24 protein-coding genes are annotated in these 24,326 nt (G+C 67.9%); 16 read left to right on the forward strand and 8 right to left on the reverse strand.

The window, feature by feature from the left end:
- Positions 1–7 precede the first annotated feature (7 nt).
- Positions 8–580 carry an acetolactate synthase small subunit gene (ilvN, locus tag H5395_RS05025; RefSeq protein WP_182791423.1) on the forward strand — a complete coding sequence of 191 codons (573 nt, stop codon included), beginning with the start codon at positions 8–10 and terminating at the stop codon, positions 578–580.
- A 95-nt stretch (positions 581–675) separates the two neighbouring features.
- On the opposite strand, the gene H5395_RS05030 is transcribed toward ilvN, so the two are convergent.
- The gene (locus H5395_RS05030) at positions 676–4,089 is read right to left on the reverse strand and encodes an indolepyruvate ferredoxin oxidoreductase family protein (RefSeq protein WP_182791424.1); all 3,414 of its coding nucleotides are present in this window, start codon (positions 4,087–4,089) and stop codon (positions 676–678) included.
- 139 nt (positions 4,090–4,228) lie between these two features.
- Between H5395_RS05030 and H5395_RS05035 the strand changes: the two genes are divergently transcribed.
- The 3 genes from H5395_RS05035 to H5395_RS19415 all read left to right on the forward strand — a co-directional run bounded on the left by H5395_RS05035 (position 4,229) and on the right by H5395_RS19415 (position 8,176).
- The gene (locus H5395_RS05035; protein WP_182791425.1) at positions 4,229–5,125 is read left to right on the forward strand and encodes a LysR family transcriptional regulator; all 897 of its coding nucleotides are present in this window, start codon (positions 4,229–4,231) and stop codon (positions 5,123–5,125) included.
- A gap of 265 nt (positions 5,126–5,390) precedes the next feature.
- Positions 5,391–7,574, forward strand: coding sequence for a phosphoribosylformylglycinamidine synthase subunit PurL (gene purL, locus H5395_RS05040; protein ID WP_182791426.1), 2,184 nt, complete (start codon positions 5,391–5,393; stop codon positions 7,572–7,574).
- A gap of 251 nt (positions 7,575–7,825) precedes the next feature.
- Positions 7,826–8,176: an SH3 domain-containing protein gene (locus H5395_RS19415; protein ID WP_200559408.1), complete on the forward strand. Its 351-nt coding sequence runs from the start codon at positions 7,826–7,828 to the stop codon at positions 8,174–8,176.
- Here H5395_RS19415 and H5395_RS05050 read toward each other — a convergent pair.
- Genes H5395_RS05050 through gmk form a run of 3 tightly spaced genes read right to left on the reverse strand, consistent with a single transcriptional unit; the run spans position 8,112 to position 10,372 of the window.
- Positions 8,112–9,215 (reverse strand): ATP-binding protein, encoded by a 1,104-nt coding sequence (locus tag H5395_RS05050; RefSeq protein WP_182791428.1) that lies wholly within the window; start codon positions 9,213–9,215, stop codon positions 8,112–8,114. The genes H5395_RS19415 and H5395_RS05050 overlap by 65 nt on opposite strands.
- Before the next feature lie 9 nt (positions 9,216–9,224).
- Positions 9,225–9,746 carry a gamma carbonic anhydrase family protein gene (locus tag H5395_RS05055; protein ID WP_182791429.1) on the reverse strand — a complete coding sequence of 174 codons (522 nt, stop codon included), beginning with the start codon at positions 9,744–9,746 and terminating at the stop codon, positions 9,225–9,227.
- Positions 9,743–10,372 carry a guanylate kinase gene (gmk, locus tag H5395_RS05060; protein ID WP_182791537.1) on the reverse strand — a complete coding sequence of 210 codons (630 nt, stop codon included), beginning with the start codon at positions 10,370–10,372 and terminating at the stop codon, positions 9,743–9,745. The genes H5395_RS05055 and gmk overlap by 4 nt, the downstream gene beginning before the upstream one ends.
- A 107-nt stretch (positions 10,373–10,479) precedes the next feature.
- On the opposite strand from gmk, the gene ispH reads away from it, so the two are divergent.
- The 3 genes from ispH (at position 10,480) to H5395_RS05075 (ending at position 12,727) form a co-directional block, all read left to right on the forward strand.
- Positions 10,480–11,439 (forward strand): 4-hydroxy-3-methylbut-2-enyl diphosphate reductase, encoded by a 960-nt coding sequence (ispH, locus tag H5395_RS05065; RefSeq protein ID WP_182791538.1) that lies wholly within the window; start codon positions 10,480–10,482, stop codon positions 11,437–11,439.
- A 182-nt stretch (positions 11,440–11,621) separates the two neighbouring features.
- Complete coding sequence (gene rnhA, locus H5395_RS05070) at positions 11,622–12,071, forward strand: ribonuclease HI (RefSeq protein WP_182791539.1); 450 nt, start codon at positions 11,622–11,624, stop codon at positions 12,069–12,071.
- Positions 12,068–12,727, forward strand: a complete 660-nt coding sequence (locus tag H5395_RS05075; RefSeq protein WP_234450823.1) for a trimeric intracellular cation channel family protein — start codon at positions 12,068–12,070, stop codon at positions 12,725–12,727. Before rnhA ends, H5395_RS05075 begins: the two co-directional genes overlap by 4 nt.
- Here H5395_RS05075 and tgt read toward each other — a convergent pair.
- On the reverse strand, positions 12,724–13,851 hold the full coding sequence (gene tgt / locus H5395_RS05080) for a tRNA guanosine(34) transglycosylase Tgt (protein ID WP_182791430.1): 1,128 nt from the start codon (positions 13,849–13,851) through the stop codon (positions 12,724–12,726). The two genes, H5395_RS05075 and tgt, sit on opposite strands and share 4 nt — an antisense overlap.
- A gap of 116 nt (positions 13,852–13,967) precedes the next feature.
- Positions 13,968–14,717, reverse strand: a complete 750-nt coding sequence (locus tag H5395_RS05085; protein WP_182791431.1) for a GNAT family N-acetyltransferase — start codon at positions 14,715–14,717, stop codon at positions 13,968–13,970.
- A gap of 130 nt (positions 14,718–14,847) precedes the next feature.
- Between H5395_RS05085 and msrB the strand changes: the two genes are divergently transcribed.
- On the forward strand, positions 14,848–15,255 hold the full coding sequence (gene msrB, locus H5395_RS05090) for a peptide-methionine (R)-S-oxide reductase MsrB (RefSeq protein ID WP_182791432.1): 408 nt from the start codon (positions 14,848–14,850) through the stop codon (positions 15,253–15,255).
- A gap of 8 nt (positions 15,256–15,263) precedes the next feature.
- Here the strand turns inward: msrB and H5395_RS05095 are convergent, their stop codons facing one another.
- Entirely contained in the window at positions 15,264–15,728 is a 465-nt protein-coding gene (locus tag H5395_RS05095) for an outer membrane protein assembly factor BamE (protein ID WP_182791433.1), read from the reverse strand.
- Positions 15,729–15,899: 171 nt separating this feature from the next.
- Between H5395_RS05095 and H5395_RS05100 the strand changes: the two genes are divergently transcribed.
- The 6 genes from H5395_RS05100 (at position 15,900) to H5395_RS05125 (ending at position 20,347) form a co-directional block, all read left to right on the forward strand.
- The gene (locus H5395_RS05100) at positions 15,900–16,427 is read left to right on the forward strand and encodes a DUF177 domain-containing protein (RefSeq protein WP_182791434.1); all 528 of its coding nucleotides are present in this window, start codon (positions 15,900–15,902) and stop codon (positions 16,425–16,427) included.
- A gap of 132 nt (positions 16,428–16,559) precedes the next feature.
- The gene (rpmF, locus tag H5395_RS05105; RefSeq protein ID WP_182791435.1) at positions 16,560–16,766 is read left to right on the forward strand and encodes a 50S ribosomal protein L32; all 207 of its coding nucleotides are present in this window, start codon (positions 16,560–16,562) and stop codon (positions 16,764–16,766) included.
- A gap of 21 nt (positions 16,767–16,787) precedes the next feature.
- Complete coding sequence (plsX, locus tag H5395_RS05110) at positions 16,788–17,909, forward strand: phosphate acyltransferase PlsX (RefSeq protein WP_182791436.1); 1,122 nt, start codon at positions 16,788–16,790, stop codon at positions 17,907–17,909.
- On the forward strand, positions 17,906–18,880 hold the full coding sequence (locus H5395_RS05115) for a beta-ketoacyl-ACP synthase III (RefSeq protein WP_182791437.1): 975 nt from the start codon (positions 17,906–17,908) through the stop codon (positions 18,878–18,880). Before plsX ends, H5395_RS05115 begins: the two co-directional genes overlap by 4 nt.
- A 106-nt stretch (positions 18,881–18,986) precedes the next feature.
- Positions 18,987–19,733: a cytochrome c oxidase assembly protein gene (locus tag H5395_RS05120; RefSeq protein ID WP_182791438.1), complete on the forward strand. Its 747-nt coding sequence runs from the start codon at positions 18,987–18,989 to the stop codon at positions 19,731–19,733.
- Positions 19,730–20,347 (forward strand): CopD family protein, encoded by a 618-nt coding sequence (locus H5395_RS05125; protein WP_182791439.1) that lies wholly within the window; start codon positions 19,730–19,732, stop codon positions 20,345–20,347. Before H5395_RS05120 ends, H5395_RS05125 begins: the two co-directional genes overlap by 4 nt.
- Here the strand turns inward: H5395_RS05125 and H5395_RS05130 are convergent.
- Positions 20,311–20,847 (reverse strand): DUF2231 domain-containing protein, encoded by a 537-nt coding sequence (locus tag H5395_RS05130; RefSeq protein ID WP_182791440.1) that lies wholly within the window; start codon positions 20,845–20,847, stop codon positions 20,311–20,313. The genes H5395_RS05125 and H5395_RS05130 overlap by 37 nt on opposite strands.
- An 18-nt stretch (positions 20,848–20,865) precedes the next feature.
- Between H5395_RS05130 and coxB the strand changes: the two genes are divergently transcribed.
- Positions 20,866–21,753, forward strand: a complete 888-nt coding sequence (gene coxB / locus H5395_RS05135) for a cytochrome c oxidase subunit II (RefSeq protein ID WP_182791441.1) — start codon at positions 20,866–20,868, stop codon at positions 21,751–21,753.
- Complete coding sequence (locus H5395_RS05140) at positions 21,750–24,284, forward strand: cytochrome c oxidase subunit I (protein WP_182791442.1); 2,535 nt, start codon at positions 21,750–21,752, stop codon at positions 24,282–24,284. Before coxB ends, H5395_RS05140 begins: the two co-directional genes overlap by 4 nt.
- Positions 24,285–24,326 lie beyond the last annotated feature (42 nt).

A 24,326-nucleotide genomic window follows, 5' to 3' on the forward strand; every position in this document is an offset into this window, starting at 1 on the left:
GGCGATCATGTCGGCACTGAAACTTGAACGCGGCGCATCCAGCCATTCCGCCTATGACCTGCGCGACTACCATGCGGCAGGCGAGGAACGGCACACGCTCGCAATCATCGTGGACAACGAGGCGGGGGCGCTTGCCCGCGTGATCGGTCTGTTCTCGGGGCGCGGCTACAACATCGACAGCCTGACCGTGGCCGAGGTGGATCATACCGGCCACCGGTCCCGCATCACGCTGGTCACGCGGGGCACGCCAGAGGTGATCGAGCAGATCAAGGCGCAGCTTGGCCGCATCGTGCCCGTGCATGAGGTCCACGACCTGACCGTCGAGGGGCCTTCGGTCGAGCGCGAGCTGGGCCTGTTCAAGGTGATCGGCGGCGGCGAGAAGCGGGTCGAGGCGCTGAGAATAAGCGACATCTTCCGCGCGAAAGTGGTTGATTCGACATTGGAAAGCTTCGTTTTCGAGATTACCGGCACGTCTGAGAAGCTCGATGCCTTTGCCGAACTGATGCGCCCGCTGGGACTGGCCGAGGTGGCCCGCACCGGCGTCGCCGCCCTCTCGCGCGGAAGGCAGGCCGCCGTCTGAAATCAGGAAACCGGAGGCCGCGAAGCCCCCGGTTTTCTTCTTCGGTCAAATATCCCCGCCGGAGGCAGGCCGAGCCGCAAGGCCCGGCCTTCACTTCACTCGGCCGCGATCCGCATCTCGGGCAGCGACGGCCAGCCCCCGGCGCGGAAGGCCGCCAGCAACTCGTCCCGCCGCACCTGCGCCTTTTCGGCCGCCGCGTCCTTGATGAAGCCATAGCCGCGGATCTGCTGTGGCAGGGCGGCGAGTTCACGGGCGATCTCGATCGTCGCGGGCGTCACCTTGGGCAGCACCTCGGCCATGTCCTGCTCATACTGACGGGCGAGCGCGCGTTCATGGCGGCGTTCAGCCTGCCAGCCGAAGACGTCCAGCGGCGTGCCGCGCAAGCCGCGCAGCGAGGACAGCGTGCGGAACACCAGCAGAATCCACGCCCCGAACTCGCGCTTCTTTGGCCGCCCTTCCGGGTCCTTGCCGCCCATGAACGGCGGCGCCATGTGGAAGGTCAGCTTGGTGTCGCCCTCGAAGGTCCGGGCCACGCCCTCGGTGGTGGTCAGGTGCAGGCGGGCGACCTCGTATTCGTCCTTGACCGCCAGCAGGCGATAGAAGCTTTCAGCCACCGTTTCGCGCAGTTCGGGAGGTGCCATGTCCACCAGCTTGAGGAAGCGGCGCTTGAGCTTCGGTCCCTGATAGCCGACCAGCCGGTTCGCCCGATAGGCGACGGGATCGAAGCGTTCCACGTTGACGGGCGCAGGCGCGGCCTGTTCCGGGTGAAGGATCGCCCAGCGGCCGATGTGGAAGGCGCGCTTGTTTTCCTCGGCCTTGGCGCCGTTCAGGTCGATGGCGCGCAGGATCGCTTCCTCGGACAGCGGGATCAGCCCCTGCTGCCAGGCCGCCCCGGTGATGAGCATGTTCGAATAGATCGAATCGCCCAGGTACCGCTCGGCCAGCTTCGAGGCGTCGAGGAAGAATACCTTCTCACCCAGACGCGCCTGCAGCGACATCTTCAGCCGGTCGGCGGGCACGCGGAAGTCGCGGACGCGGGTGAACTCGCCGGTGATGATCTCGTGCTCGTTGACCACGGCGCCGGTGCGGGTGCCGGTCATCAGGCCGATGGTCTTGGCCCCCGCCGTGACCACAAGGTCGCCGCCGATGATGGCGTCGGCCTCGCCCACCGCGACGCGGATGGCGCTGATGTCGGCGGGATCGTTCGCCAGCCGCAGGTGGATGTGGACCGCGCCGCCCTTCTGGGCGAGGCCCGCCATCTCCATCATCCCCGCGCCCTTGCCGTCAAGCTGCGCGGCCTGCGCCAGCACCGCGCCGATGGTCACGACGCCGGTGCCGCCCACGCCGGTGATGACAAGGTTGTGGGTGCCATTGATCGCCGGCAGCGCAGGCGCGGGCAGGTCCGGCAGATGCAGCGCCTCGGCTGCGGGCTTCCTCAGCTTGCCGCCCGAAACGCTGACGAAGCTGGGGCAGAAGCCTTTGACGCAGCTGTAATCCTTGTTGCAGGACGACTGGTCGATGGCGCGCTTGCGGCCCAGCTTGGTGTCGAAGGGCACGACCGAGACGCAGTTCGACTGCACCGAGCAGTCGCCGCAGGCCTCGCAGACCTCGGGGTTGATCCAGACGCGGCGGTCGGGATCGGCGAACTTGCCCTTCTTGCGGCGGCGGCGCTTTTCGGCGGCGCAGGTCTGGACATAGACCATGGCCGTGACGCCGGGCTGCTGCGACAGTTCCCGCTGCACCTCCATCAGGTTCGCGCGTTCCTCGAAACGCAGTCCCTTGGGGAACAGGTCGCGGTCGATTTCCTCTTTCTCGTCGTAGACCAGCACCACGGGCACGTCGATCGCCTGCAACTCGCGCACGATCTGGGGGGCGGTCAGTTCGCCCTCGTTCGGCTGGCCGCCGGTCATGGCGACGGCGTCGTTGAACAGGATCTTGTAGGTGATGTTGGTGCCCGCCGCCTTCGCGGCGCGGATCGCAAGGCTGCCGGAATGGTTGTAGGTTCCGTCGCCGAGGTTCTGGAACACATGGGGGCGCTGGGAAAACGGCGCCTCGCCAATCCAGTGCGCGCCCTCGCCGCCCATCTGGGTGAAGCCGGTGGTTTCCCGGTCCATCCATTGCACCATGTAGTGGCAGCCGATCCCCGCATAGGCGCGGCTGCCCTCGGGCACCTTGGTCGAACTGTTGTGCGGGCAACCCGAGCAGAACCACGGCGTCCGCGTGGCGACCTCGGGGGCGTTGTCGTTGCGGCGCGTCTCGGCCAGCTTCGACAGCATGGCTTCCAGCCGGTCGGTGCGACGGCCTTCCTCGATCAGGATGTCGCCCAGCCGCTGCGCGATCAGCACCGGGTCCAGGGCATAGCGGGTCGGGAACAGCTCCAGCCTGCGCCCGTGTTCCCAGGTGTCGCCCTTGTGCCAGCCATAGACGCGGCGGCCGCGGCGGTCGTCGAAGATCGCCTCCTTGACCTGCACCTCGATCAGCTTGCGCTTTTCCTCGACCACGATGATGAGGTCCAGCCCCTCGGCCCATTCGTGGAAGCTGGTCATGTCCAAGGGCCAGGTCTGCCCGATCTTGTAGGTGGTGATGCCCAGCCGTTCCGCCTCGGCCTGATCCAGCCCCAGCAGCGACAGGGCATGGACCACGTCGAGCCAGTTCTTTCCGGCGGCGCAGATGCCGATCTTCGCGCCGGGCTTGCCCCAGACGCGGCGGTCGATGCGGTTCGCGCGGGCGAAGGCCTCGGCTGCGAAACGCTTGTAGTCGATCATCCGCGCTTCCTGCGCCACCGGCGTGTCGCCCAAGCGGATGTTCAGCCCACCTTCGGGCATGGCGAAGTCGTCGGGGGTCACGAAGCTCATGCGGAAGGGGTCGCCATCCACGACGCTTGTCGCCTCGACCGTGTCCTTCATGGTCTTGAGGCCGGTCCAGACGCCCGCGAAGCGGCTCAGCGCCCAGCCGTAAAGGCCGAAGTCCAGGATCTCCTGCACGCCCGCGGGCGACAGGACGGGGATATAGGCGTCCACCATCGCCCAGTCGGACTGGTGCAGCACGGTCGATGATTCGCCGGTGTGGTCGTCCCCCATCGCCATGACGACGCCGCCATGTTTCGACGAGCCCGCCATGTTGCCATGCCGCATCACGTCGCCGGAACGGTCCACGCCCGGACCCTTGCCATACCACAGCGCGAAGACGCCGTCGTATTTGCCCTCGCCACGCAGTTCCGCCTGCTGACTGCCCCAGATCGCGGTCGCGGCCAGATCCTCGTTCAGCCCGGGCTGGAACAGGATGTCCGCAGGCTCCAGCAGCTTCCTCGACCGCATCATCTGCAGGTCCACCCCGCCCAGCGGAGAGCCGCGATAGCCCGTCACCAGACCCGCCGTGTTCAGTCCGGCAGCCTTGTCGCGCGCCGCCTGCATCAGCATCAGCCGCACCAGTGCCTGCGTGCCGTTCAGCAGCACATGGCGCTTGGTCAGGTCGAAGCGGTCGGCAAGGGTGATGTCCTGGATGCTCATCGTGCTTCCTCTCAAAGCTGGACGGCTGGACGCCAATATAGGTCAGTTACGTTGACCGATAAAGACCTTTGTTCTTCCCCGCCTTGCGTCTATCAGTTGCGCAGAACGCATGGCAGGGATGCACCAAGGTATGAACCCGTTGGACTGGGACAAGCTGCGCATCTTCCATGCCGTTGCAGAAGCGGGCAGCCTGACCCATGCGGGCGACGTTCTGCACCTGTCCCAGTCGGCGGTCAGTCGGCAGATCCGCGCGCTTGAGGAGGGGCTTGGCACAACCCTGTTCCACCGCCATGCCCGCGGGCTGATCCTGACCGAACAGGGCGAGATGCTGTTCGACGCCACCAAGGCCATGAACCGCAAGCTCGACACCACCGCCGCCCGCATCCGCGACAGCGAGGAACATGTCTTCGGCGAGCTGAAGGTGACGACCACCACCGGCTTCGGCACGCTATGGCTGGTGCCGCGACTGGCCAAGCTCTACGAGCGCTATCCCGATCTCAAGATCGACCTGCTGCTGGAAGAACGGGTGCTGGACCTGCCGATGCGCGAGGCTGACGTGGCGATTCGGATGAAGGAACCCAGCCAGGCCGACCTGATCCGGCGGCGGCTGCTGAACATCCGCATGCGGCTTTACGCCTCGCCCGAATATGCCGAACGCATGGGCCTGCCGCAGAAGGTCGAGGAACTGGCAACGCACCGCCTGATCTGCCAGAATCCCACGACGCCGCAGGTCCATGCCGGGGCGGTTCTGGCACAGGGACTGCTGGCCCAGCACGGCAGCACCACGTTGCTGGTCAACAGCTACTTCGGCGTGCTGCAGGGAGTGCTGAGCCATGTGGGAATCGGCATCCTGCCGAACTACATGGAACACGAGATGCCGTATCTGGTCCGGGTCCTGCCCGATGTCGAATCAAGCGAGGTTCCGGTGTTCCTAGCTTTCCCCGAAGAGTTGCGCACCTCGCGCCGCGTTGCAGCATTCCGCGACTTCGTCCTTGAGGAGATTACCGCCATGCGCCGCAACCCGGAAGAAAGCTGAACATCAGCGAATTGTTGCCGTCATGCAACCTTCGCATGGCGGCATTGCCACAATTAAGCTTCGTTAATCTTGAAAACCCGGCAGTTTGGTCGCTAATTGGACAATGAAGGGACACAGGCTCGCCTGCCGTCGCTTCAACCTCCCTGTTGGACTTGGCCGGGCCTCGTGCCCGGCTTTTTTTCTGCGTTGCGGCAAGGGTTGCTCATCTTCCACTTGCGCCCCGTCCGGCCTAGAAGGCGCCGAACCGCAGCAAGAGGGCCGCGCCATGCAGAACGAACCTGCCATCACCGACGAGCTGGTCGCCGCGCATGGGCTGAAGCCCGACGAATACCGGCGCATCCTTGATATCATCGGGCGCGAGCCAAGCTATACGGAACTCGGCATCTTCTCGGCGATGTGGAACGAGCATTGCTCGTATAAATCGTCGAAGAAATGGCTGCGGACGCTGCACACCACCGGCCCGCAGGTGATCTGCGGCCCCGGAGAGAACGCGGGCGTGGTGGACATCGGAGACGGGCAGGCGGTGGTCTTCAAGATGGAGAGCCACAATCACCCTTCGTATATCGAACCGCATCAGGGCGCCGCGACCGGCGTCGGCGGCATTCTGCGCGATGTCTTCACCATGGGCGCCCGTCCCATTGCCGCGATGAACGCGTTGAGCTTCGGTCGTCCCGAACATCCCCGCACGCCGCATCTGGTCAAGGGCGTGGTCGAAGGCATTGGCGCCTATGGCAACGCCTTCGGCGTTCCGAACGTCGGCGGAGAGGTCCGTTTTCATCCTGCCTATGACGGCAACTGCCTCGTCAACGCCTTTGCGGCGGGTCTCGCGGATGCGGACCGCATCTTCTATTCGGCGGCCTCGGGCGTGGGGATGCCGGTGGTCTATCTGGGCGCCAAGACGGGCCGCGACGGCGTGGGCGGGGCGACCATGGCCTCGGCCGAGTTCGACGACACGATCGAGGACAAGCGCCCGACCGTGCAGGCCGGCGACCCCTTCACCGAGAAATGCCTGCTGGAAGCCTGCCTTGAACTGATGGCGACGGACGCGGTGATCTCGATCCAGGACATGGGCGCGGCGGGGCTGACCTGTTCCGCCGTCGAGATGGGCGACAAGGGCGGCCTCGGCATCAAGCTGGTGCTGGACCACGTGCCCCAGCGCGAATCCGCGATGACGGCCTACGAGATGATGCTGTCCGAAAGCCAGGAGCGGATGCTCATGGTGCTGAAGCCCGAGAAAGAGGCCGAGGCGCGGGCGATCTTCGAGAAATGGGACCTCGACTTCGCCATCGTGGGCGAGACCATTGAGGAAGACCGCTTCCTGATCCTGCATGGCAACGAGGTCATGGCCGACCTGCCGCTGTCCAAGCTGTCGTCCAGCGCGCCGGAATACGATCGTCTTTGGGTGGAAACCCCTGCGCCCGAGCCTTTGGGCGAACTGCCCGAAATCGCGCCCATCACGGCGCTGAAGGCGCTGATCGGCTCGCCCAACTACGCCTGCAAGGCATGGGTATGGGAGCAGTATGATACGCAGGTCGGTGGCGACACGATCCGCAAGCCGGGCCTCGGTGCGGGCGTCGTGCGGGTCCATGGCACGAACAAGGCGCTGGCCTTCACCAGCGACGTGACGCCGCGTTACGTCAAGGCGAACCCCGTCGTTGGCGGCAAGCAGGCGGTGGCCGAGGCCTGGCGCAACCTGATCGCCTGCGGAGCGAGGCCGCTGGCCGCGACCGACAACCTGAACTTCGGCAACCCCGAGAAGCCCGAGATCATGGGCCAGTTCGTCGGCGTCATCAAAGGCATCGGAGAGGCCTGCCGCGCGCTCGACTTCCCCATCGTGTCGGGCAACGTGAGCCTTTACAACGAGACCGACGGACAGGCGATCCTGCCCACCCCCACCATCGGGGCGGTCGGCCTGATCGAGACGCTGGACGACCTGATCGGCGGGCTGCCCCACAAGGGCGACCTCGCGCTGGTCATCGGCGTCACCCGCGGCCACATGGGCCAGTCGGCGCTGGCCGCCGAGGTCTGGGGGATCGAGGCGGGCGATGCCCCTCCGGTCGATCTGGCCGCCGAGCGACGGCATGGCGAGTTCCTGCTGGCTCACCGCGGCCATGTGCGCGCCGCGAGTGACCTTGCGGACGGCGGTCTCGCGCTCGCCGCCTTCGAGATGGCCGAGACGGCGGGCATGGGCGTCACGCTGGACGCCGCCGACATTCCCACGCTGTTCGGAGAGGATCAGGCCCGTTACCTCATCGCCGCCCCTGCGGCGGATGCGGGCAGCCTGATGGACGCGGCCCGCGCCGCCGGCATCGAGATCGCCGAAGTCGGCCGCTTCGGCGGCGAGCGGGTCACGCTGGGCGCCGACTCGGCGCCCTTGGCCGAGCTGTCGGACCTCTATCGCGCGGCCTTCGCCCGCGCGATCCGGGGCGATGTGCCGGACCACGCCTGACCTGCTGGCATTCCAGTGGCGCTATGCCCCTGTGCGAGCAGGGTGAAACCTTGACAGCCTCACCGGGGCGAAGCGACCATCCCTTGAAGGAACCATCTGCGGGAGGCTTCGATGCGTGCGCCCATCCTTCCCTGCCTGATCGCCGCTCCGCCTGCCATCCTGACGAGCCTCTCCGCCGCGCCTGTCCCGGCGCAGATGCTGGATGTGTGCCGATCTTTGAAGATGGCTCGGACGGACAGGTGGCCAATTGCATGGCCGGGACGGTCATCGGGCTGAGATCGGATGGTGACGGCTTTCTTGCCGTCCGCTCGCGGCCGGGCGCGCAGCACCGCCGGATCGGACAGCTTCACAACGCCGACTGCGTGACCATCTTCGGCGGTCAGGGCGACTGGCTGGAGGTAAAGGTTCCAGACGGCCAATCGATCAGGCCGATGCCTGCCGGCGCACCGGACCCGCGCGGCAGTTGTCCGGCCCCGGTCTCGGGTGGGTGCATGGCCAATGGGTCGGGGGCATCATCCCCTGACCAGCGGTACGCCGTCAGCCGCCCCGGCCTTGCTTGCTGCCCGACCCCGGCGGCACCCATTCCGGCAGGATCACGGTGAAGCGGCTGCCCTGCCCCTTCATGCTGTCGATCTTCAGCCGTCCCCGGTGGCGGGCGACGATGTGTTTGACGATGGCCAAACCCAGCCCCGTACCGCCTTTCTCGCGCGAGCGGTGGGTGTCGACGCGGTAGAAACGTTCGGTCAGGCGCGGCAGGTGGACGTGGTCGATGCCCTCGCCGTCGTCGGCGACCTCGACGGCCCAGCCGGGGCCGCGCAGGACGGGTTCATGCGGGACGTGGAACAGGGTCACGCGGACCTCTCCGCCGGACTGGGCCCGGCTGCCGTACTTGATGGCATTCTCGATCAGGTTGTGCAGCACCTGCTGGATCTGGTCGGGGTCGCCCGCGACCGGGGCGGTCAGGCCCTTGTCGATCTGGCGCAGGGTCTGGTTGGCCGCCTTGGCCGTGGGCGCCAGGGTCGCGCAAGCGCCGCGCACCAGCGCGGCAAGGTCCAGCCGCTCGACCGGGCGCCGCCGCTCTTTCTGTTCGACGCGGCTGAGAGACAGAAGGTCGCCGATCAGCCGGTTCATCCGCCCGGCCTCGCGGTCCATGATCGCAAGGAACCGTTCCCGCGCCGCCGCATCGTCGCGGGCCGGGCCGCGCAGGGTCTCGATGAAGCCCATCAGCGCGGTCAGCGGTGTGCGCAGCTCGTGGCTGACATTGGCCACGAAATCGCGGCGCATCTGTTCGGCCTGCTCGACGCCGGTGGTGTCCTCCAGCACCACAACCGCGCCGCGCCGCCCGCGCACGGTCAGGGGCGAGACGGTGACGATGCAGTTCTGCTCTCGTCCCCGTGCCCTGATCGTGGCAGAGAGCCGGGTCGAGGCAGGCTCCTGCGCTTGTGTCGGCGCCAGGGTCTGGTCAACGGCGCGGTTGATGAGCGGCTGGCGCAGCACGGTGACGAAGGGCCGGTCGGTCAGGCCCGCCCCCAGCATCGCGACAGCGGCAGCGTTCGCGGTCATCACGCGGGCATTGTGATCCACGACCAGCATCGCCACCGGAACAGCGTCGCCGATCTGGTGGAGCGCGACGCTTTCCACGGTCTGCCCTCAGTCCACTCGCCGCAGGCTCGCGCGGAAGCGGGCGGCATTGGCCCGGTAGCGGGCGGCGGATTCGCGCAGGCTGGCGATGGCTGCCTCATCGAGCTGGCGGATGACGCGCCCCGGCGCTCCCATCACCAGCGCGCCGGGCGGGATCTCTTTCCCTTCGGCGACCAGCGCCCCGGCGCCGATCAGGGCGCCCGCGCCGATCACGGCGCCGTTCAGCACCGTCGCGCCCATGCCGATCAGCGCGCCGTCACCGACAGTGCAGCCGTGCAGAATTGCCTTGTGGCCGACCGTCACATCCGCGCCGATCCGCAGCGGCAGGCCGGGGTCGGTGTGGAAGACGCAGCCGTCCTGCACGTTGGAGCCGCGGCCGATGCGGATTTCCTCGTTGTCGCCGCGCAGGACGGCACCCCACCAGACGCTCGCCTCGTCTTCAAGCACGACGCGGCCGATCAGTTGCGCGTCGGGCGCGACCCATGCGCCCTGCCCCAGTTCGGGGGCCACCCCGTCGAGTTCCCAGATCATGCCGCTTCCTCCATCAGCTTTCGCACGAAACCGCCCAAGGCCGGGCGCCGCTCGCGCCGCAGCCGCTCGGCCGTCAGGATCGCGCGCAGGTTGGACTCGGCCGCCTCGATGTCGTCGTTGACCAGAACATAGTCGTATTCGGCCCAGTGGCTGATCTCGTCGCGACTTTTCAGCATCCTCCGGGCGATCACGTCGTCGCTGTCCTGGTTGCGCCCGCGAAGGCGGCGTTCCAGTTCCGGCAGGCTGGGCGGCAGGATGAAGATCGAGACGACCTGCGAGCCGAGGCTCGATGCCCGGATCTGCTGCCCGCCCTGCCAGTCCACGTCGAAGATGGTATCGCGGCCCTCGGCCATCGCCAGTTCCACGGGCGCGCGGGGGGTGCCGTAGCAGTTGCCGAAGACCTCGGCATGTTCCAGCATCTCGTCCTGCGCCACCATCTCGTCAAAGGCGGGCTTGTCCATGAAATAGTAATGCTGCCCCTCGACCTCGCCCGGACGCGGGGGGCGGGTGGTGGCGGAAACCGAGAAGCGCAGGGTCGGGTCCCATTCCATCAGCCTGCGGGCGAGCGTGGACTTGCCCGCGCCCGAGGGCGACGAAATGATGATCAGCAATCCGCTGCGCTGCATGGTCCCTCTCACGGCTGTCCGGCGGGGACAGTTGCCCCACCGGGGCGGCCGAGGTCAAGGACGGGGCCGTTATGGACCTTGGGGCACGCGCGTTGTATCTGACGGGCATGGACATGAAGCCGCCCCTGACCCTTTACCTTGCCGCGCCGCGCGGATTCTGCGCGGGCGTGGACCGCGCCGTGCAGATCGTGGAACTTGCGCTGCAGAAATGGGGCGCGCCGGTCTATGTGCGCCACGAAATCGTGCACAACCGCTTCGTCGTGGAGGGCTTGCGCGACAAGGGCGCGGTCTTTGTCGAGGAACTCGACGAGGTGCCCGACGACCGCCCGGTGATCTTTTCGGCCCATGGCGTGCCGAAATCGGTGCCTGCCGAGGCGCGGCGGCGCGAGATGGTCTTCGTGGACGCGACCTGCCCGCTGGTCAGCAAGGTTCATATCGAGGCCGAGCGGCACCATGCCGAAGGGTTGCAGATGGTGATGATCGGCCACGCCGGCCACCCCGAAGTGCTGGGCACCATGGGCCAGCTTCCGCCGGGTGAGGTCATCCTGGTCGAGACGGTCGAGGACGTGGCGCAGATAACGCCACGCGACCCGGAACGGCTCGCCTGGATCACCCAGACGACGTTGTCGGTGGACGACACCGCGCAGATCGTGGCGGCCCTGCAGGCGCGGTTTCCCGCCATCGTCGGACCGGCCAAGGACGACATCTGCTATGCGACGACGAACCGGCAGGCGGCGGTCAAGGCCATCGCGCCCCTGATCGACGCGCTGCTGGTGATCGGGGCGCCCAACAGTTCCAATTCGAAGCGGCTGGTCGAGGTCGGACGCGGCGCGGGCTGCGATTATGCCCAGCTTGTCATGCGGGCAACCGACATCGACTGGCGGGCGCTGGAAGGCATCCGTTCGGTCGGCGTCACGGCGGGGGCGAGCGCGCCCGAGGTGCTGGTGGACGAGGTGATCACCGCCTTTGCCGACCGCTACGACCTGACCGTGGAACTGGTCGAGACGGCGCGCGAGCGGGTCGAGTTCAAGGTGCCGCGCGTGTTGCGCGAGGCCGTGCCGGGCTGAGCCGCCCTATCGGGGGCGCTTCGCCCCCCGCTCGGCTGTTGACCCTCGCTCGCGGAAAACAGCCCGCCGGACTGTTTTTCGGGCGCTCGCAAGCCCACGAAGATGTTTGAACGAAGAAGAACCTGCGGCGGGAGTTGCCGCCCGTCTTGCTTCACCGCTAAGACGCGCCTTGGAGATTCATGATGACCGAGCTTTTCGCCTGGACCGATGGCGCCTGCAGCGGAAATCCCGGCCCCGGCGGCTGGGGGGTGCTGATGCGCGCTCAGGATGGCGAGCGGGTGGTGAAAGAACGCGAGTTGTCGGGCGGCGAGCCCGCCACTACCAACAACCGGATGGAACTGATGGCCGCCATCGCCGCGCTGGAAGCTCTGAGCCGGTCCACGACGATCACCATCACCACCGATTCAGCCTATGTGAAGAACGGCGTCACCGGCTGGATTCATGGCTGGAAGCGGAACGGCTGGCAGACCTCGGACCGCAAGCCCGTGAAGAATGCCGACCTGTGGCAGCGGCTGGACGAGGCCCGCAACCGCCACCAGGTCACCTGGGCCTGGATCAAGGGCCATGCCGGGCACCCGGAAAACGAGCGCGCGGATGAACTGGCCCGTGCCGGCATGGCGCCCTTCAAGTGACCGAGGGCATCCTGATCGGGGCGAACCTGCCGGCGCTGGTCTGGCTGCTGGATTATTCCTCGGCTCTGGTCTTTGCGCTCACCGGGGCGCTGGTGGCGAGCCGCCTGCAGCTTGACCCGGTGGGTTTCATCTTCATGGCGACGATGACGGCCGTGGGCGGGGGCACGCTGCGCGACCTGATCCTGAACCGGGCGACGGTCTTCTGGGTGGACCGGCCCTCGCTGATCCTGCTGGCGGCAGCGGCGGCGCTGCTGGTCTTCTGGACGGCGCATCTGGTCGAAAGCCGCCAGCAATGGCTGCGCTGGCTCGACGCCTTTGCGCTGGCCGTGGCGGTGCCGGCAGGCGTCGGCGTGGCGCTGGCCGCCGGAGTCTCGCCGGTGATTGTGGTGCTGATGGGCGTCGTCACCGGCACCTTCGGCGGGCTGATGCGCGACGTGGTCGGCAACGAGTTGCCGATGGTCCTGAAACAGGGCGAGCTTTACATCACCGCCGCCTTCGGCGGTGCGCTGACGGCGGTCGTGCTGATCTGGCTCGGTCTCGACCGCTCCATGGCCGTGGTGCTGTGCGGCGCGGTCACGATGATCCTGCGCGTCGGCAGCATGATCTTCGGCTGGAGCCTGCCGGTCTATCGCCCCCGCCCGCCGCGCAACCGCTAGATTGCCTCGATGTCGCCCTGTGCCCTGACGGCGTGGAAACCCGCAATCCAGTTATCCAGCGTGCCCCCTGCGATGGCGTCCCGCATCCCCTGCATGATCTCCTGATAATAATGCAGGTTGTGCCAGGTCAGCAGCATCCCCGAGATCATTTCTCCGGCGCGGAAGACATGGTGCAGGTAGGCGCGGGAATAGCCCGTGCAGGCGGGACAGGTGCAACGCTCGTCCAAGGGCCGCGGGTCGTCGGCGTGGCGGGCGTTCTTGATGTTGACCTGCCCCCGACGCGTCCAGGCCTGCCCGGTGCGGCCGGAACGAGAGGGCAGCACGCAGTCCATCATGTCCACGCCCCGCTGCACGGCGCCCACGATGTCGTCAGGCTTGCCCACGCCCATCAGGTAGCGCGGCTTGTCCTTTGGCAGCAGTTCGGGCGCGTAGTCGAGCACGCCGAACATCGCCTCCTGCCCTTCGCCTACCGCAAGCCCGCCGATGGCGTAGCCGTCGAAGCCGATCGCCCGCAAAGCTGCGGCGCTTTCCTCGCGCAGATCGCGTTCGACACCCCCCTGCATGATCCCGAACAGCGCATGGCCGGGGCGGTCGCCGAAAGCATCGCGCGACCGCTGCGCCCAGCGCATCGACAGCCGCATCGCTTCGGCCTGCCGTTCGTGCGTGGCGGGCAGCGCCGGGCATTCGTCGAAGGCCATGACGATGTCGGACCCGAGCAGCCGCTGGATCTCCATGCTGGTTTCCGGCGACAGGAAATGGCGAGAGCCGTCGACGTGGCTGGCGAAGGTCACGCCCTCCTCAGTCAGCTTCCGCAGGTCCGCAAGGCTCATCACCTGGAACCCGCCCGAGTCGGTCAGGATCGGCCGGTCCCAGTTCATGAAGCGGTGCAACCCGCCCAGCCGCGCGATGCGCCCGGCACCGGGCCGCAGCATCAGGTGATAGGTATTGCCCAGCAGGATGTCGGCGCCGGTGGCGCGCACGCTTTCGGGCAGCATCGCCTTGACGGTCGCGGCGGTGCCCACGGGCATGAAGGCGGGGGTGCGGATCTCGCCGCGCGGGGTCTGGATGAGGCCGGCGCGGGCACGCCCGTCCGTCGCGTTCAGGGTGAAGGAAAATCCGGTCATCCGGCGCTTCTAGCCGTGGTGGATTCGGCCAGCAACCGTGGCCTGCCGCCAGTTCTTCTTTCTGGATCGAAATACCCCCGCGGGGGCGCGAAGCCCCCGCTTTCCCGCAAGGCAACCTAGCCCGCCAGCAACCGCAGGGCGCGGGCGCGGGATGGCGGGATGGCGCTGACCTCCATCCCTGTGAAGACATGGATCGTGCCCAGCGCCCGGTCCATGACCGCGTGATCGCTGACCCAGCCGCCCATTGTCAGATAACTTCGCAGCAGGGGCGGCATCGTCGCCCTTGCCCGGCTTGCATCCGGCCGGCGCGGCGGAGGCGGAAAACGCACCACCTCGGGCGCCCTCATCCGCGGCAGCCAGCGCGGCGGCGCCTGGTGACAGTCGCGCAGCATGGCAAAGGCATCCTCATACCCTGCCGCGTCGGTGCCTGGGAAGGAGGAGCAGCCGAACAGCAGCCCGGCCCCGGCGGCATCCACATGGCGGGTCAGCGCGGCCCAGGCCGTCCGCAGGATGTCGGAACCGGAATGAGCCGGATGGACGCAGAAGCGGCCGATCTCGATCATGGCCGCGGGAAAGGCGCGCAGGCGCTCCAGATCATAATGCTGCGCGGAATAGCTGCTGTCGATGTCGGCGCCCGATTCCAGGTCCAGCAGGCGAAAGCAGCCGGCAAGCTGGCCGCTGCGGCTGTCCTCGATCAGCAGGTGCCGGCACAGCGCGTCATGGGCATCGGCGTCCCGCGCATCGGGGTCATCCATGCCGTGACGGTCCCCGATGAAGCACAGCCAGCGCAGTCGCTGGGCCGCGCGCAGGTCATCCTCACCCAGCGCGGGACGGACCCGGTAGCGGCCCTTGTGCAGTTCCGGCATCCCCCCACCCTGTTGGCGCGGGCGGGTCCGCCCGCGTGGATCAACCCCTGCATCCCGGCCCCGTTCCGCGTTCTTGTTCCGCCATGATCCGAGCTTAAATGTGAGGACAACCGCAACAGGGATACCCGACATGGCTGAAAAGATCACCCGCACCGACGCCGAATGGCGCGAACTTCTCGACCCCGCCACCTATCACGTCACCCGGCAGGCCGGAACCGAACGGCCGTTTTCCCATCCCGGCTTCCCCAAGGGGGCGGGCCATTACGCCTGCGCCTGCTGCGGCGCCCGGCTGTTCGACGGCGACCAGAAGTTCGAAAGCCACTGCGGATGGCCCAGCTTTTCCCACGCGGGCGGCGCGATCGAGGAACACCGCGACCGCAGCCACGGGATGATCCGCACCGAGGTCCGCTGCGAGCGCTGCGACGCGCATCTGGGCCATGTCTTTCCCGACGGGCCACCGCCCACGGGGCTGCGCTACTGCATCAACGGGGTGGCGATACGCTTTGTCCCCGAAGGCGCGGAAGCGGCCCCGGCCTGAGCCCCGAATCAGCGGGCGGAATCCAGCAGGTCGCCGGCATTCACCCGGCCCACGTTGCCCAGGATTTGCCGCAGGAAGCCCGAGCCCTCGACGCCCGTGTCGGTCACGCGCCGCGACAGCGTGACGACACGGCCGCGTTCCAGGCCGAAGCGTTCGACATTGGTGACCGTGCCCCCTTCGTCGAAGCTGATGGCAACCACCTCGCGGGAAATCTCGCGCGGTTCCCTCAGCCCGTAGCGTTCCCAGCGCGAGCCGACGTAATACCAGCTTGATCCCGTGAGGACGCCCTGAGAGCCCGGGCGGCCGACAAGGTATTCCAGGTCGTCGCGCCTGGTCTGGCCGACGACGACGGCCGCAAGTTCGTCATCACTGGGCACATGGCCGTGGTTGCGATACATCCGCGTGCAGCCCGCTGCGGCCACAATGGGCACCGCAAGGGCCAGGGCGATCGCTCGCCGGCGGGTCATGGACATCGGGACACCTTCCCTCGTTCGGGCCCGCCCGTCGCGCAGGATCGGCCACTTCTTCCGCCGCGTCCCGTCCCTTTGCCGGGTTCCGGTTGACGGCGTCCGACCCGCTTAGCAAACTCGGCAACGCCGCTCAAGAACATCGGGGCGCAACGCCCTGCCGACAAAGGCAAGATCATGTCCTCCGCCCCATTTTCCCACAGGTTGCGCCTGTCGCAGCTGAATCCGCGCCAGCCGAACCGCATCGACCTGGTGCCCGACGAACCCGCCCGTCAGCGGATTGCCGCCGAACTTGGGCTGACTGCCCCGCCCGAGGTGCGGCTGGTGGCCACGATCACCGCCGCCCCGAACGATGCCTGGCTGCTGGAGGGCCGTGTCACCGCCCGTGTCCAGCAGCCCTGCGTAGTGACGCTGGCCCCCGTCCGCAGCAAGATCGACGAGCCGGTGCGCCGCCTTTATTCCCCCCATGTCACCCAGCCTGAAAGCGACGAGGTCGAGATGCCCGACGACGAGGTCGAGCCGCTCGGCCCCGCCATTGACGCGGGCGAGGTGCTGGTCGAGGCGCTGGCCTTGGCGCTGCCCCCCTATCCCCGCGCCGAAGGGGCCGAGTTGCCCGCAAACGCGACCGATCCCGCTGATGGGGACGACAACAGCCGCCGTCCGTTTCAGGGGCTTGCGGATCTTCTGCAACGCAAGGACAATTGACGCCAGGTTGACCGCAACCGGCCTTTGGCCTTGCGGAATACGGGTTTGTGCCGTATCTGCGCGGTTCGATCCGAAACACTTGCCGGTCGGGACAGGATTCCCTCCCGACCCTCTGCCACCGAAGGTTGTCCCATGGCCGTCCCCCAGAACCGAGTCACCCGGTCCCGCCGCAACATGCGCCGCTCGCATGACGCGCTGGTCGCGGGTAACCCCAACGAATGCTCGAACTGCGGCGAACTCAAGCGCCCGCACCATGTCTGCCCCTCCTGCGGTCATTACGCCGACCGTGAGGTCGTCGCGCAGGCGGCGGACATCGACCTGGACGACGACGCGGCCTGAACACGCTGACCGCAGGGTGCGATGACGACCACGCTTTCCAAGGCAGACCCGTCGCGCCCCCGCGTCTCAGGCCCGGTGGTGATTTCGGTCGATGCGATGGGTGGCGACCGCGGCCCCGCCGCCGTTGTCGCGGGCATCGAGAAAAGCGCCGAGAAGAACCCTGACATCCGCTTCATCGTCCACGGCCCCGAAGCCGAGCTGCGACGCCTGATCGGCCGCCGCAAGGGACTGGCCGAACGCTGCGACATCCGGGACGCGAGCGGCGTCGTCCGCATGGACGACAAGCCCGCGCAGGTGATCCGTTCCGCGCAGGCCACCTCGATGTGGTCGGCCATCGAATCGGTGCGCGAGGGCGAATCGACCGTCGCGGTCAGTTGCGGCAACACCGGCGCGCTGATGGCCCTGTCCACCCTGCGCCTGCGCAAGCTGCCCGGCGTGAACCGCCCTGCGATCGCGGTGCTGTGGCCCTCGCGCGGGCCGCAGGGCTTCAACGTCATTCTGGACGTGGGCGCCGACATCAAGGCCGAGGCCACCGACCTGCTGCAATATGCGATGATGGGCGCATCCTACGCGCGCAACGGCCTTGGTCTGGAACGCCCGCGCATCGGCCTGCTGAACGTGGGCACCGAGGATCACAAGGGCCGCCCTGAACTGAAGGAAGCGCACGCCCTGATCGCCGCCGCGGCCGAGCCGGCGAATGTCGATTATGTCGGCTTCGTCGAGGGCGGCGACCTGATGAGCGCCCGCGTGGATGTGATCGTCACCGACGGCTTCACCGGGAATATCGCATTGAAGACTGGCGAGGGGACGGCCAAGCTGGTCGGCGACTTCCTCAAGGACGCCTTCGCCAATTCCATCATGTCCAAGTTCGCCGCCGTTCTCGCCATGACCTCGCTGAAGCGGCTGCAGAAGCGCATCGATCCGCGCCGGGTGAACGGGGGCGTGTTCCTCGGGCTGAACGGCACCGTGGTGAAATCGCATGGCTCGGCCGATGCGACCGGCGTTTCGGCCGCGATCAAGCTGGCCTTCAAGCTGGCGCAGTCGGGCTTTCAGGACCGGCTTGCCGCCCGCGTGGCGCAGGCCAACGAACAGGCGGCGGCCGAGGGCGCGCATCCTGCCCAGCAATCGGGGACGGGGGCATGATGCGTCGGTCGGTAGTGCGCGGAACCGGGCATTACCTGCCCGAGCGCGTGGTCGAGAACAGCCATTTCGAGCAGACGCTCGACACAACGGACGAATGGATCCGCTCGCGCACGGGGATCGAGCGGCGCCATTTCGCGGCTGAAGCAGAGTTCACCTCGGACCTCGCCATCGCCGCTGCGCGGCAGGCGCTGGACCGCGCCGGCATGACGGCCGAGGACATCGACGCCATCGTCGTCGCGACATCGACCCCCGACCTGACCTTCCCGGCGACCGCCACCATCGTGCAGGCGGGCCTGGGGATGCAGCGCGGTTTTGCCTATGACATCCAGGCGGTCTGCGCGGGCTTCGTCTATGCGCTGGCCAATGCTGACGGGCTGATCCGGTCGGGCCAGGCCGATCGCGTGCTGGTGATCGGGGCCGAGACCTTCAGCCGCATCATGGACTGGACCGACCGCGGCACCTGCGTGCTGTTCGGCGATGGCGCGGGCGCGGTCATCCTGGAAGGGGTGGATACCGAAGGTACCAGCGACGACCGCGGCGTTCTGGCCACCGACCTCAACAGCGACGGCAACCTGCGCGAACTGCTGTATGTGGACGGCGGCGTCAGCCGCACGGGTACGGTGGGGATGCTGCGAATGCAGGGCAACCTGGTGTTCCGCCACGCGGTCGATAAGCTGGCCGCCACCGCCAAGCGGGTGCTGGAGAAGGCGGGACTGACGCCCGGCGACGTGGACTGGCTGGTCCCGCATCAGGCGAACCTGCGGATCATCACCGCCACCGCGCAGAAGATGCAGCTTCCGATGGACAAGGTGATCCTGACGGTCGCGGACCACGGCAACACTTCGGCCGCGTCGATCCCGCTGGCGCTGTCGGTCGCCGACACGGAAGGCAAGCTGAAACCGGGCGACGTCATCGTGACCGAGGCCATCGGCGGCGGGATGAGCTGGGGCAGCGTCGTCCTGCGCTGGTGATGCGGCCGGGCCACAGGCCAAGGCGTTTTCCCTGATTCCGACCGGAACCGTTCCGGCCACCCCATGTTCCTTCTGTGACCGGTATCAGGTCCGAGGCGAGGGGAACATGCAGACCGATCAATTGAACCCGATCGCCTATTGCGGCGTCCCGCCAACCCCGGCGACGCTGATGGGCGCATGGAACCTCGACCCCGTGCTGCTAGTCGCGCTGGGCCTGTGGGCCGCGGCGCTGTATCGCCACGGCAAGGACGCGTTCGGCTGGTCAGCCTGGGCGCTTGCAGTGGTGGTCTTCGTCTCGCCGCTGTGCAACCTGACCTCGGCGCTGTTCTCGGCGCGGGTGGTCCATCATGTGCTGCTCTCTGCCGTCATCGTCCCCTTGGCGCTGCTGGGGCTGGCCCCTGCGCTGCGGGACCGGATGCGCATCGTGGGCGTCGGCGCCGCGATCCTGCTGCATGCCGGGGCGATGTGGGCCTGGCACGCGCCCGGACCCTATGCCTGGGCGCTGGCGACGACGCCGGGCTACTGGCTGATGCAGGCGACGCTGGCCGGAAGCGCGGCTGCCGTGTGGCTGCATATCCTGTCCCCCGACCGCGGCGCCGCGGCGGTCGCCGCAGGCGGAACCTTTGTTCAGATGGGGATGCTGGGGGCCATCATCCTGTTTGCGGGCCAGCCGCTTTACGGCGCACATCTTCTGACAACCGAGGCCTGGGGCCTGAGCCCGCTTGCGGACCAGCAGTTCGCCGGCCTGCTGATGTGGGTCGTGGGCGCCCTGCCCTATATGGCCGCGCTGCTGTGGCAGGTCGCCCGCCTTGCCGACGAGGCCGCGCCCGAGCCTGCGAAAGCGCCCCGGTGATTCCGGCCTTCATCGACGCGGTGCGGGACATCCTCAACTCGGATGCCTTTCTGGGCCTTGTGAAGTTCATCCATGTCGGCGCCATCGCCGTCTGGGTCGGCGGGCTGATCGCCCTGCCCTGGCTGATGGCGCAGCGGCGCGGAATCACCCGGCGCGGCGGCCAGCGCGCGCTGCACCGGCTGCATGCGATGGGGCGGATGCTGCATATCGGGCTGGTCTCGCCCGCCGCGGTGCTGGCGATCAGTTCCGGCATCGGGCTGATCTTCCTGCGGGAAACCTATTCGCCCTGGTTCACCGCCAAGCTGGGCTTTGTCGTGCTGCTGGGTGCGGGCCACGTGCTTTGCGCTCGCACCATGGTCCGCGTCTTCGCCGACGACCCGGTCGAGGAGGACCCGGAGGGCGAGGTCAACCCGCGCGAACTGCGCCTGACCCCCGGCCGGGCGATCCTGCTGAACGGACTGATCGGGGTGGGCGCGATCGGCATCCTGCTGATGGTGCTGATGAAGCCGCCGCTGGAATGGTCGGGGCTTGCGCCCGACCTGTTCCAGCCTGGCGCCCTGGCAGAGACGCTGGGCCTTCAGTCGTCGGACGCAACCATGATGCCGACACCATGATCGAAGATGAGCTTGCCCCCATGATAGCCGGCCACCCCCACCGTCAGCGCGCCCAGGATCGACAGGAACAGCCCGTCGGGCAGGATCGGCCGGGTGCCGTCCAGCCGCAGACCCCAGTTCGCGCCGATCACGGCCAGAAAGGTCAGCGCCGCGACCGCATGGCTCCAGCTCGCGCCGCGCAGGCGGATGCCGGGGACCAGCAGCACCTCGGCCAAGCCGACGAGACTGGCGATCACGCCCGCAAGGAAGCCGCCGCCCACCGCCCAGGTCGCCGCGCGGGCGAAGAAGGGATCGCCGAACACCCAGTAAAGGACGTCGAAGCCCAGCACGACCATGGCGAAGGCGATGGGGAAATGCACCAGCATCGCATGGACCGGGTGGCCGATGAAGGCGATGGCCGAGCCGGTGTCGAGTTCCTGAACCGGCGGGCTCAGCGGGTTCCGGCTGCCGCCCTTGCCCTTGTTCCCACCCTTGCGCGGCGTCTGGTCGGTGCTGGTCATCGAAGGCTCCTCGGGCTGATGGCTGGCGGTGCGGTGCTGGTCACCTCGGGTTGCAACGCGCCGCTGTCGGCCCTGGATCCGCTGGGACCCTCGGCCGCCGAGATCGGGCTGCTGGGCCGGGTCATGCTGGCGGTCATGCTGACGATCTGGATCGGCATGGTCCTGCTGGTGCTGGCGGTCATGTCCCCGCGCGGGCGGTACGGGCGGGTTTCGCTGAAGACCTGGCTGATCGGCGGCGGACTGGTGCTGCCGCTGGCGGTGATGATCCCGCTGTTCATCTGGTCGGTCGTCCTGACCGGGCGGCTTCTGCCGGACGGAACCGAGCCCACCCGCATTCAGGTCGAGGGTTCCATGTGGGCCTGGACCTTCACCTACCCGGAGGTTCCGGGGGCGGCCAGCCAGGGCACCCTGTTCCTGCCCGCAGGCCAGCCGGTGCGGCTGGAGATCACCGCCCGCGACGTGATCCATTCCTTCTGGGCGCCACGGCTCGCGGGCAAGATGGACGCGATCCCCGGCCATGTGAACGAGACCCTGATCCAAGCCGACAACCCTGGCGTGATCGAGGGGCAATGTTCCGAATACTGCGGTCAGGGCCACCAGCTCATGCGCTTCGTCGTCGATGTCCGCACGCCCGAGGACTACACCGCCGCCCTGACCGCGCTGGCCGAGGGCCGCGCGCCCGAGCCCGCGCCCGAATGGGTGCCGCCCAGCGCAGTCGGCGCGGCCGCGCCCTCGCCGCCGCTGCCGATGCCCGAGGCGGGCGGTCCCATCGGCGGCGCGCCCGAGACCGCGCCCGGCCCTGATCCGATGCCGCCCGCGCTGCCGCCCTCGGCGCAAGGCGAGGGCTCGCCCGCGCCGCCGCCCGAGGACATCCCCACCACGATCCCGAGAGATTCCGCCCCATGACCACGGCGCCCACCCCTGCCCCGTCTGCGCCCGAGGACGGGCTGTCGCCCCTCGAACGCCACAAGGCGCTTGACGCGATCTGGACCTCGGGGCGCGGGCTGCAGCAGCTTTCGGCGGTGAACCATACGACGCTGGGCATCCGCATCATGCTGACAGCCTGCTTCTTCTTCTTCGTCGGCGGTCTGCTGGCCATGCTGATCCGGGCGCAGCTTTCCACGCCCGACACCGCCTTCCTCGACGCGCCGGCCTATGCGCAGGTCTTCACCATGCATGGGACGGTGATGATGTTCCTGTTCGCGATCCCGCTGCTGGAAGGGATCGCGATGTACCTGCTGCCGAAGATGCTGGGGACGCGCGACCTCGCCTTCCCGCGCCTGACCGCCTACGGCTATTGGTGCTACCTGTTCGGGGGACTGACGCTGCTGGCCGCGCTGGTCCTTGGCGTGGCGCCGATGTCGGGCTGGTTCATGTACACGCCCCTGTCCTCGGACGTCTACTCGCCGGGGATCAATTCCGACATCTGGCTGCTGGGGATCACCTTCGTCGAGATCTCGGCCGTCTCGATCGGGGTGGAACTGACCGTCACCATCCTGCGGATGCGCGCGCCCGGCATGTCGCTGGCGCGGATGCCGATCTTCGCCTGGTACATGCTGGTCACGGCCCTGATGATCGTCGTGGGCTTTCCGCCGCTGATCGCCGGGTCCCTGATGCTGGAAGCCGAGCGCGCCTTCGGCCTGCCCTTCTTCGACCCGACCCGCGGGGGCGACCCGCTGCTGTGGCAGCACCTGTTCTGGATCTTCGGCCACCCCGAGGTCTACATCATCTTCCTGCCCGCCGCCGGGATGCTGGCGACGCTGGTTCCCACATTCTCGCGCCGGCCGCTGGTCGCCTACAAGGCCGTGGTCGCCGCCGTGCTTGCCATGGGGGTCATCAGCTTCCTGATCTGGGCGCATCACATGTTCACCGTGGGGATGCCCAAGCTGGCGCTGGACTTCTTCGCGGTCAGCTCGAGCGCGGTGGTCCTGCCGACGGCGATCCAGATCTTCGCGCTGATCGCCACCATGGCGATGGGGAAGGTCGTCCGCAGCGTGCCGATGCTGTATGTCATGGGCTTCTTCATCGTCTTCGTGAACGGAGGGCTGACGGGCGTCATGGTCGCTGTCGTGCCCTTCAACTTCCAGGTCCATGACACCGCCTTCGTGACCGCGCATCTGCATTACGTCCTGATCGGCAGCCTCGTCTTCGGCTCGCTGGCGGGGCTTTACTACTGGCTGCCGCATCTGACGGGGCGGATGTCGGTCCACAGCCTGTCGATCCCGGCCTTCTGGCTGATCTTCCTCGGCTTCAACGGGACCTTCCTGCTGATGCACCTGACCGGCCTGCTGGGGATGCCCCGGCGCGTCCACAGCTATTTCTGGGATGACGGCTGGGCCACGCTGAACCTGATCTCCTCGGTCGGAGGGTTCATCCAGGCGATGGGCTTCGGGCTGGTGGCGCTGGACGTGATCCTGACCCGCCGGCACGGGCCGCGCTTTCGCCGCGACCCGTGGAAGGCGGGGACGCTGGAATGGGCCACCCCTACGCCTGCGCCCAGCTATGCCTTCGGCGCCCTGCCCAATATCGAGACCCGCGCCGACAAGCTGGAGCCGAGCGTCCTCGGCCCGCAACTTGCGGCGGGCGACGGCTATCTCGCGCGCCCTCGCGGCTGGATGGAGACGATGGTCGTGGACACCGTCTCGGGCAAGGCGGACCACATCGCGATCCTGCCCCAGCGGACCTACATGCCGCTGATCCAGGGGCTCGTGACCTTCGCCGGAATCCTCTGCCTGCTGTTCAAGGCCTATCTGCTGGCCGCCGGCATCGCGCTGCTGCTGGCGGCGCTGTTCATCCTTGCCGCGCAGGGGGCGGGGCTGGGCCGCGACCACGGGCCGCTGCCGGCAGGCCGGGGGCTGTCGCTGCCGCCCCATCCCGAGGTCAGGAACTCGTTGCCGACCTGGGGCCTGCGCGTCACGCTGCTGGCCAATGGGGCGATGTTCGCATCGCTGGGCTTCGGCGTTCTTTACCTCCGGCTGACCGCGCCGGGCTGGCCGCCGCCGCCCGAGGCGATGGCGATGCGCGGCCCCGGCGTGGCGCTGGCGGCGCTGGCCGCCGTGTTGCTGATCGCGGTGGCGGCGGGCCTGTCCCGCGCCACGATCCGCGCCAATGACAAGGGCGAGCCCAAGGGCCGCTGGATGCTGTTCACCGCGGGCGCACTGGCGGTTGCCACAGCGCTGGTCTTCTGGCTGCCTGCCAGCGGCCATCTGCCCGATCCCCGCGTCCATGCGCTGGGGGCCACGCTGAACGGGCTTGCCGCCTATGTCTTCGTCCATGCCGCGATCGGGCTTGCGATCCTTGCCTCGAACGCGTTCCGCTCGGCTGGCGGCTGGACCAGTCCAAGACGCGGCACGGACTTCCTGCTGACGCGCATGTGGCTGGACTACACCGCCGCCACGGCGGCGATCAGCGTGGGGCTGGCGGCCCTTGTCGTGTGACGGGTGACGCGGCAGCGCGGCGGCCCCACAGACCCTTCCCCC

Origin of the sequence: Paracoccus sp. MC1854, from assembly GCF_014164635.1 — a bacterium.
Lineage (GTDB): Bacteria > Pseudomonadota > Alphaproteobacteria > Rhodobacterales > Rhodobacteraceae > Paracoccus.

What these genes read in the sequence shown, in the direction of transcription:
- H5395_RS05120 (WP_182791438.1), top strand. Translation starts at nt 18,987, where the DNA reads ATGCAGACCGATCAATTGAACCCGATCGCCTATTGCGGCGTCCCGCCA.
- ispH (WP_182791538.1), top strand. Translation starts at nt 10,480, where the DNA reads ATGGACATGAAGCCGCCCCTGACCCTTTACCTTGCCGCGCCGCGCGGA.
- coxB (WP_182791441.1), top strand. Translation starts at nt 20,866, where the DNA reads ATGGCTGGCGGTGCGGTGCTGGTCACCTCGGGTTGCAACGCGCCGCTG.
- plsX (WP_182791436.1), top strand. Translation starts at nt 16,788, where the DNA reads ATGACGACCACGCTTTCCAAGGCAGACCCGTCGCGCCCCCGCGTCTCA.
- rpmF (WP_182791435.1), top strand. Translation starts at nt 16,560, where the DNA reads ATGGCCGTCCCCCAGAACCGAGTCACCCGGTCCCGCCGCAACATGCGC.
- purL (WP_182791426.1), top strand. Translation starts at nt 5,391, where the DNA reads ATGCAGAACGAACCTGCCATCACCGACGAGCTGGTCGCCGCGCATGGG.
- H5395_RS05030 (WP_182791424.1), bottom strand. Translation starts at nt 4,089, where the DNA reads ATGAGCATCCAGGACATCACCCTTGCCGACCGCTTCGACCTGACCAAG.
- H5395_RS19415 (WP_200559408.1), top strand. Translation starts at nt 7,826, where the DNA reads ATGGCCGGGACGGTCATCGGGCTGAGATCGGATGGTGACGGCTTTCTT.
- gmk (WP_182791537.1), bottom strand. Translation starts at nt 10,372, where the DNA reads ATGCAGCGCAGCGGATTGCTGATCATCATTTCGTCGCCCTCGGGCGCG.
- tgt (WP_182791430.1), bottom strand. Translation starts at nt 13,851, where the DNA reads ATGACCGGATTTTCCTTCACCCTGAACGCGACGGACGGGCGTGCCCGC.
- H5395_RS05130 (WP_182791440.1), bottom strand. Translation starts at nt 20,847, where the DNA reads ATGACCAGCACCGACCAGACGCCGCGCAAGGGTGGGAACAAGGGCAAG.
- rnhA (WP_182791539.1), top strand. Translation starts at nt 11,622, where the DNA reads ATGACCGAGCTTTTCGCCTGGACCGATGGCGCCTGCAGCGGAAATCCC.
- H5395_RS05055 (WP_182791429.1), bottom strand. Translation starts at nt 9,746, where the DNA reads ATGATCTGGGAACTCGACGGGGTGGCCCCCGAACTGGGGCAGGGCGCA.
- ilvN (WP_182791423.1), top strand. Translation starts at nt 8, where the DNA reads ATGTCGGCACTGAAACTTGAACGCGGCGCATCCAGCCATTCCGCCTAT.
- H5395_RS05085 (WP_182791431.1), bottom strand. Translation starts at nt 14,717, where the DNA reads ATGCCGGAACTGCACAAGGGCCGCTACCGGGTCCGTCCCGCGCTGGGT.
- H5395_RS05100 (WP_182791434.1), top strand. Translation starts at nt 15,900, where the DNA reads ATGTCCTCCGCCCCATTTTCCCACAGGTTGCGCCTGTCGCAGCTGAAT.
- H5395_RS05140 (WP_182791442.1), top strand. Translation starts at nt 21,750, where the DNA reads ATGACCACGGCGCCCACCCCTGCCCCGTCTGCGCCCGAGGACGGGCTG.
- msrB (WP_182791432.1), top strand. Translation starts at nt 14,848, where the DNA reads ATGGCTGAAAAGATCACCCGCACCGACGCCGAATGGCGCGAACTTCTC.
- H5395_RS05095 (WP_182791433.1), bottom strand. Translation starts at nt 15,728, where the DNA reads ATGTCCATGACCCGCCGGCGAGCGATCGCCCTGGCCCTTGCGGTGCCC.
- H5395_RS05115 (WP_182791437.1), top strand. Translation starts at nt 17,906, where the DNA reads ATGATGCGTCGGTCGGTAGTGCGCGGAACCGGGCATTACCTGCCCGAG.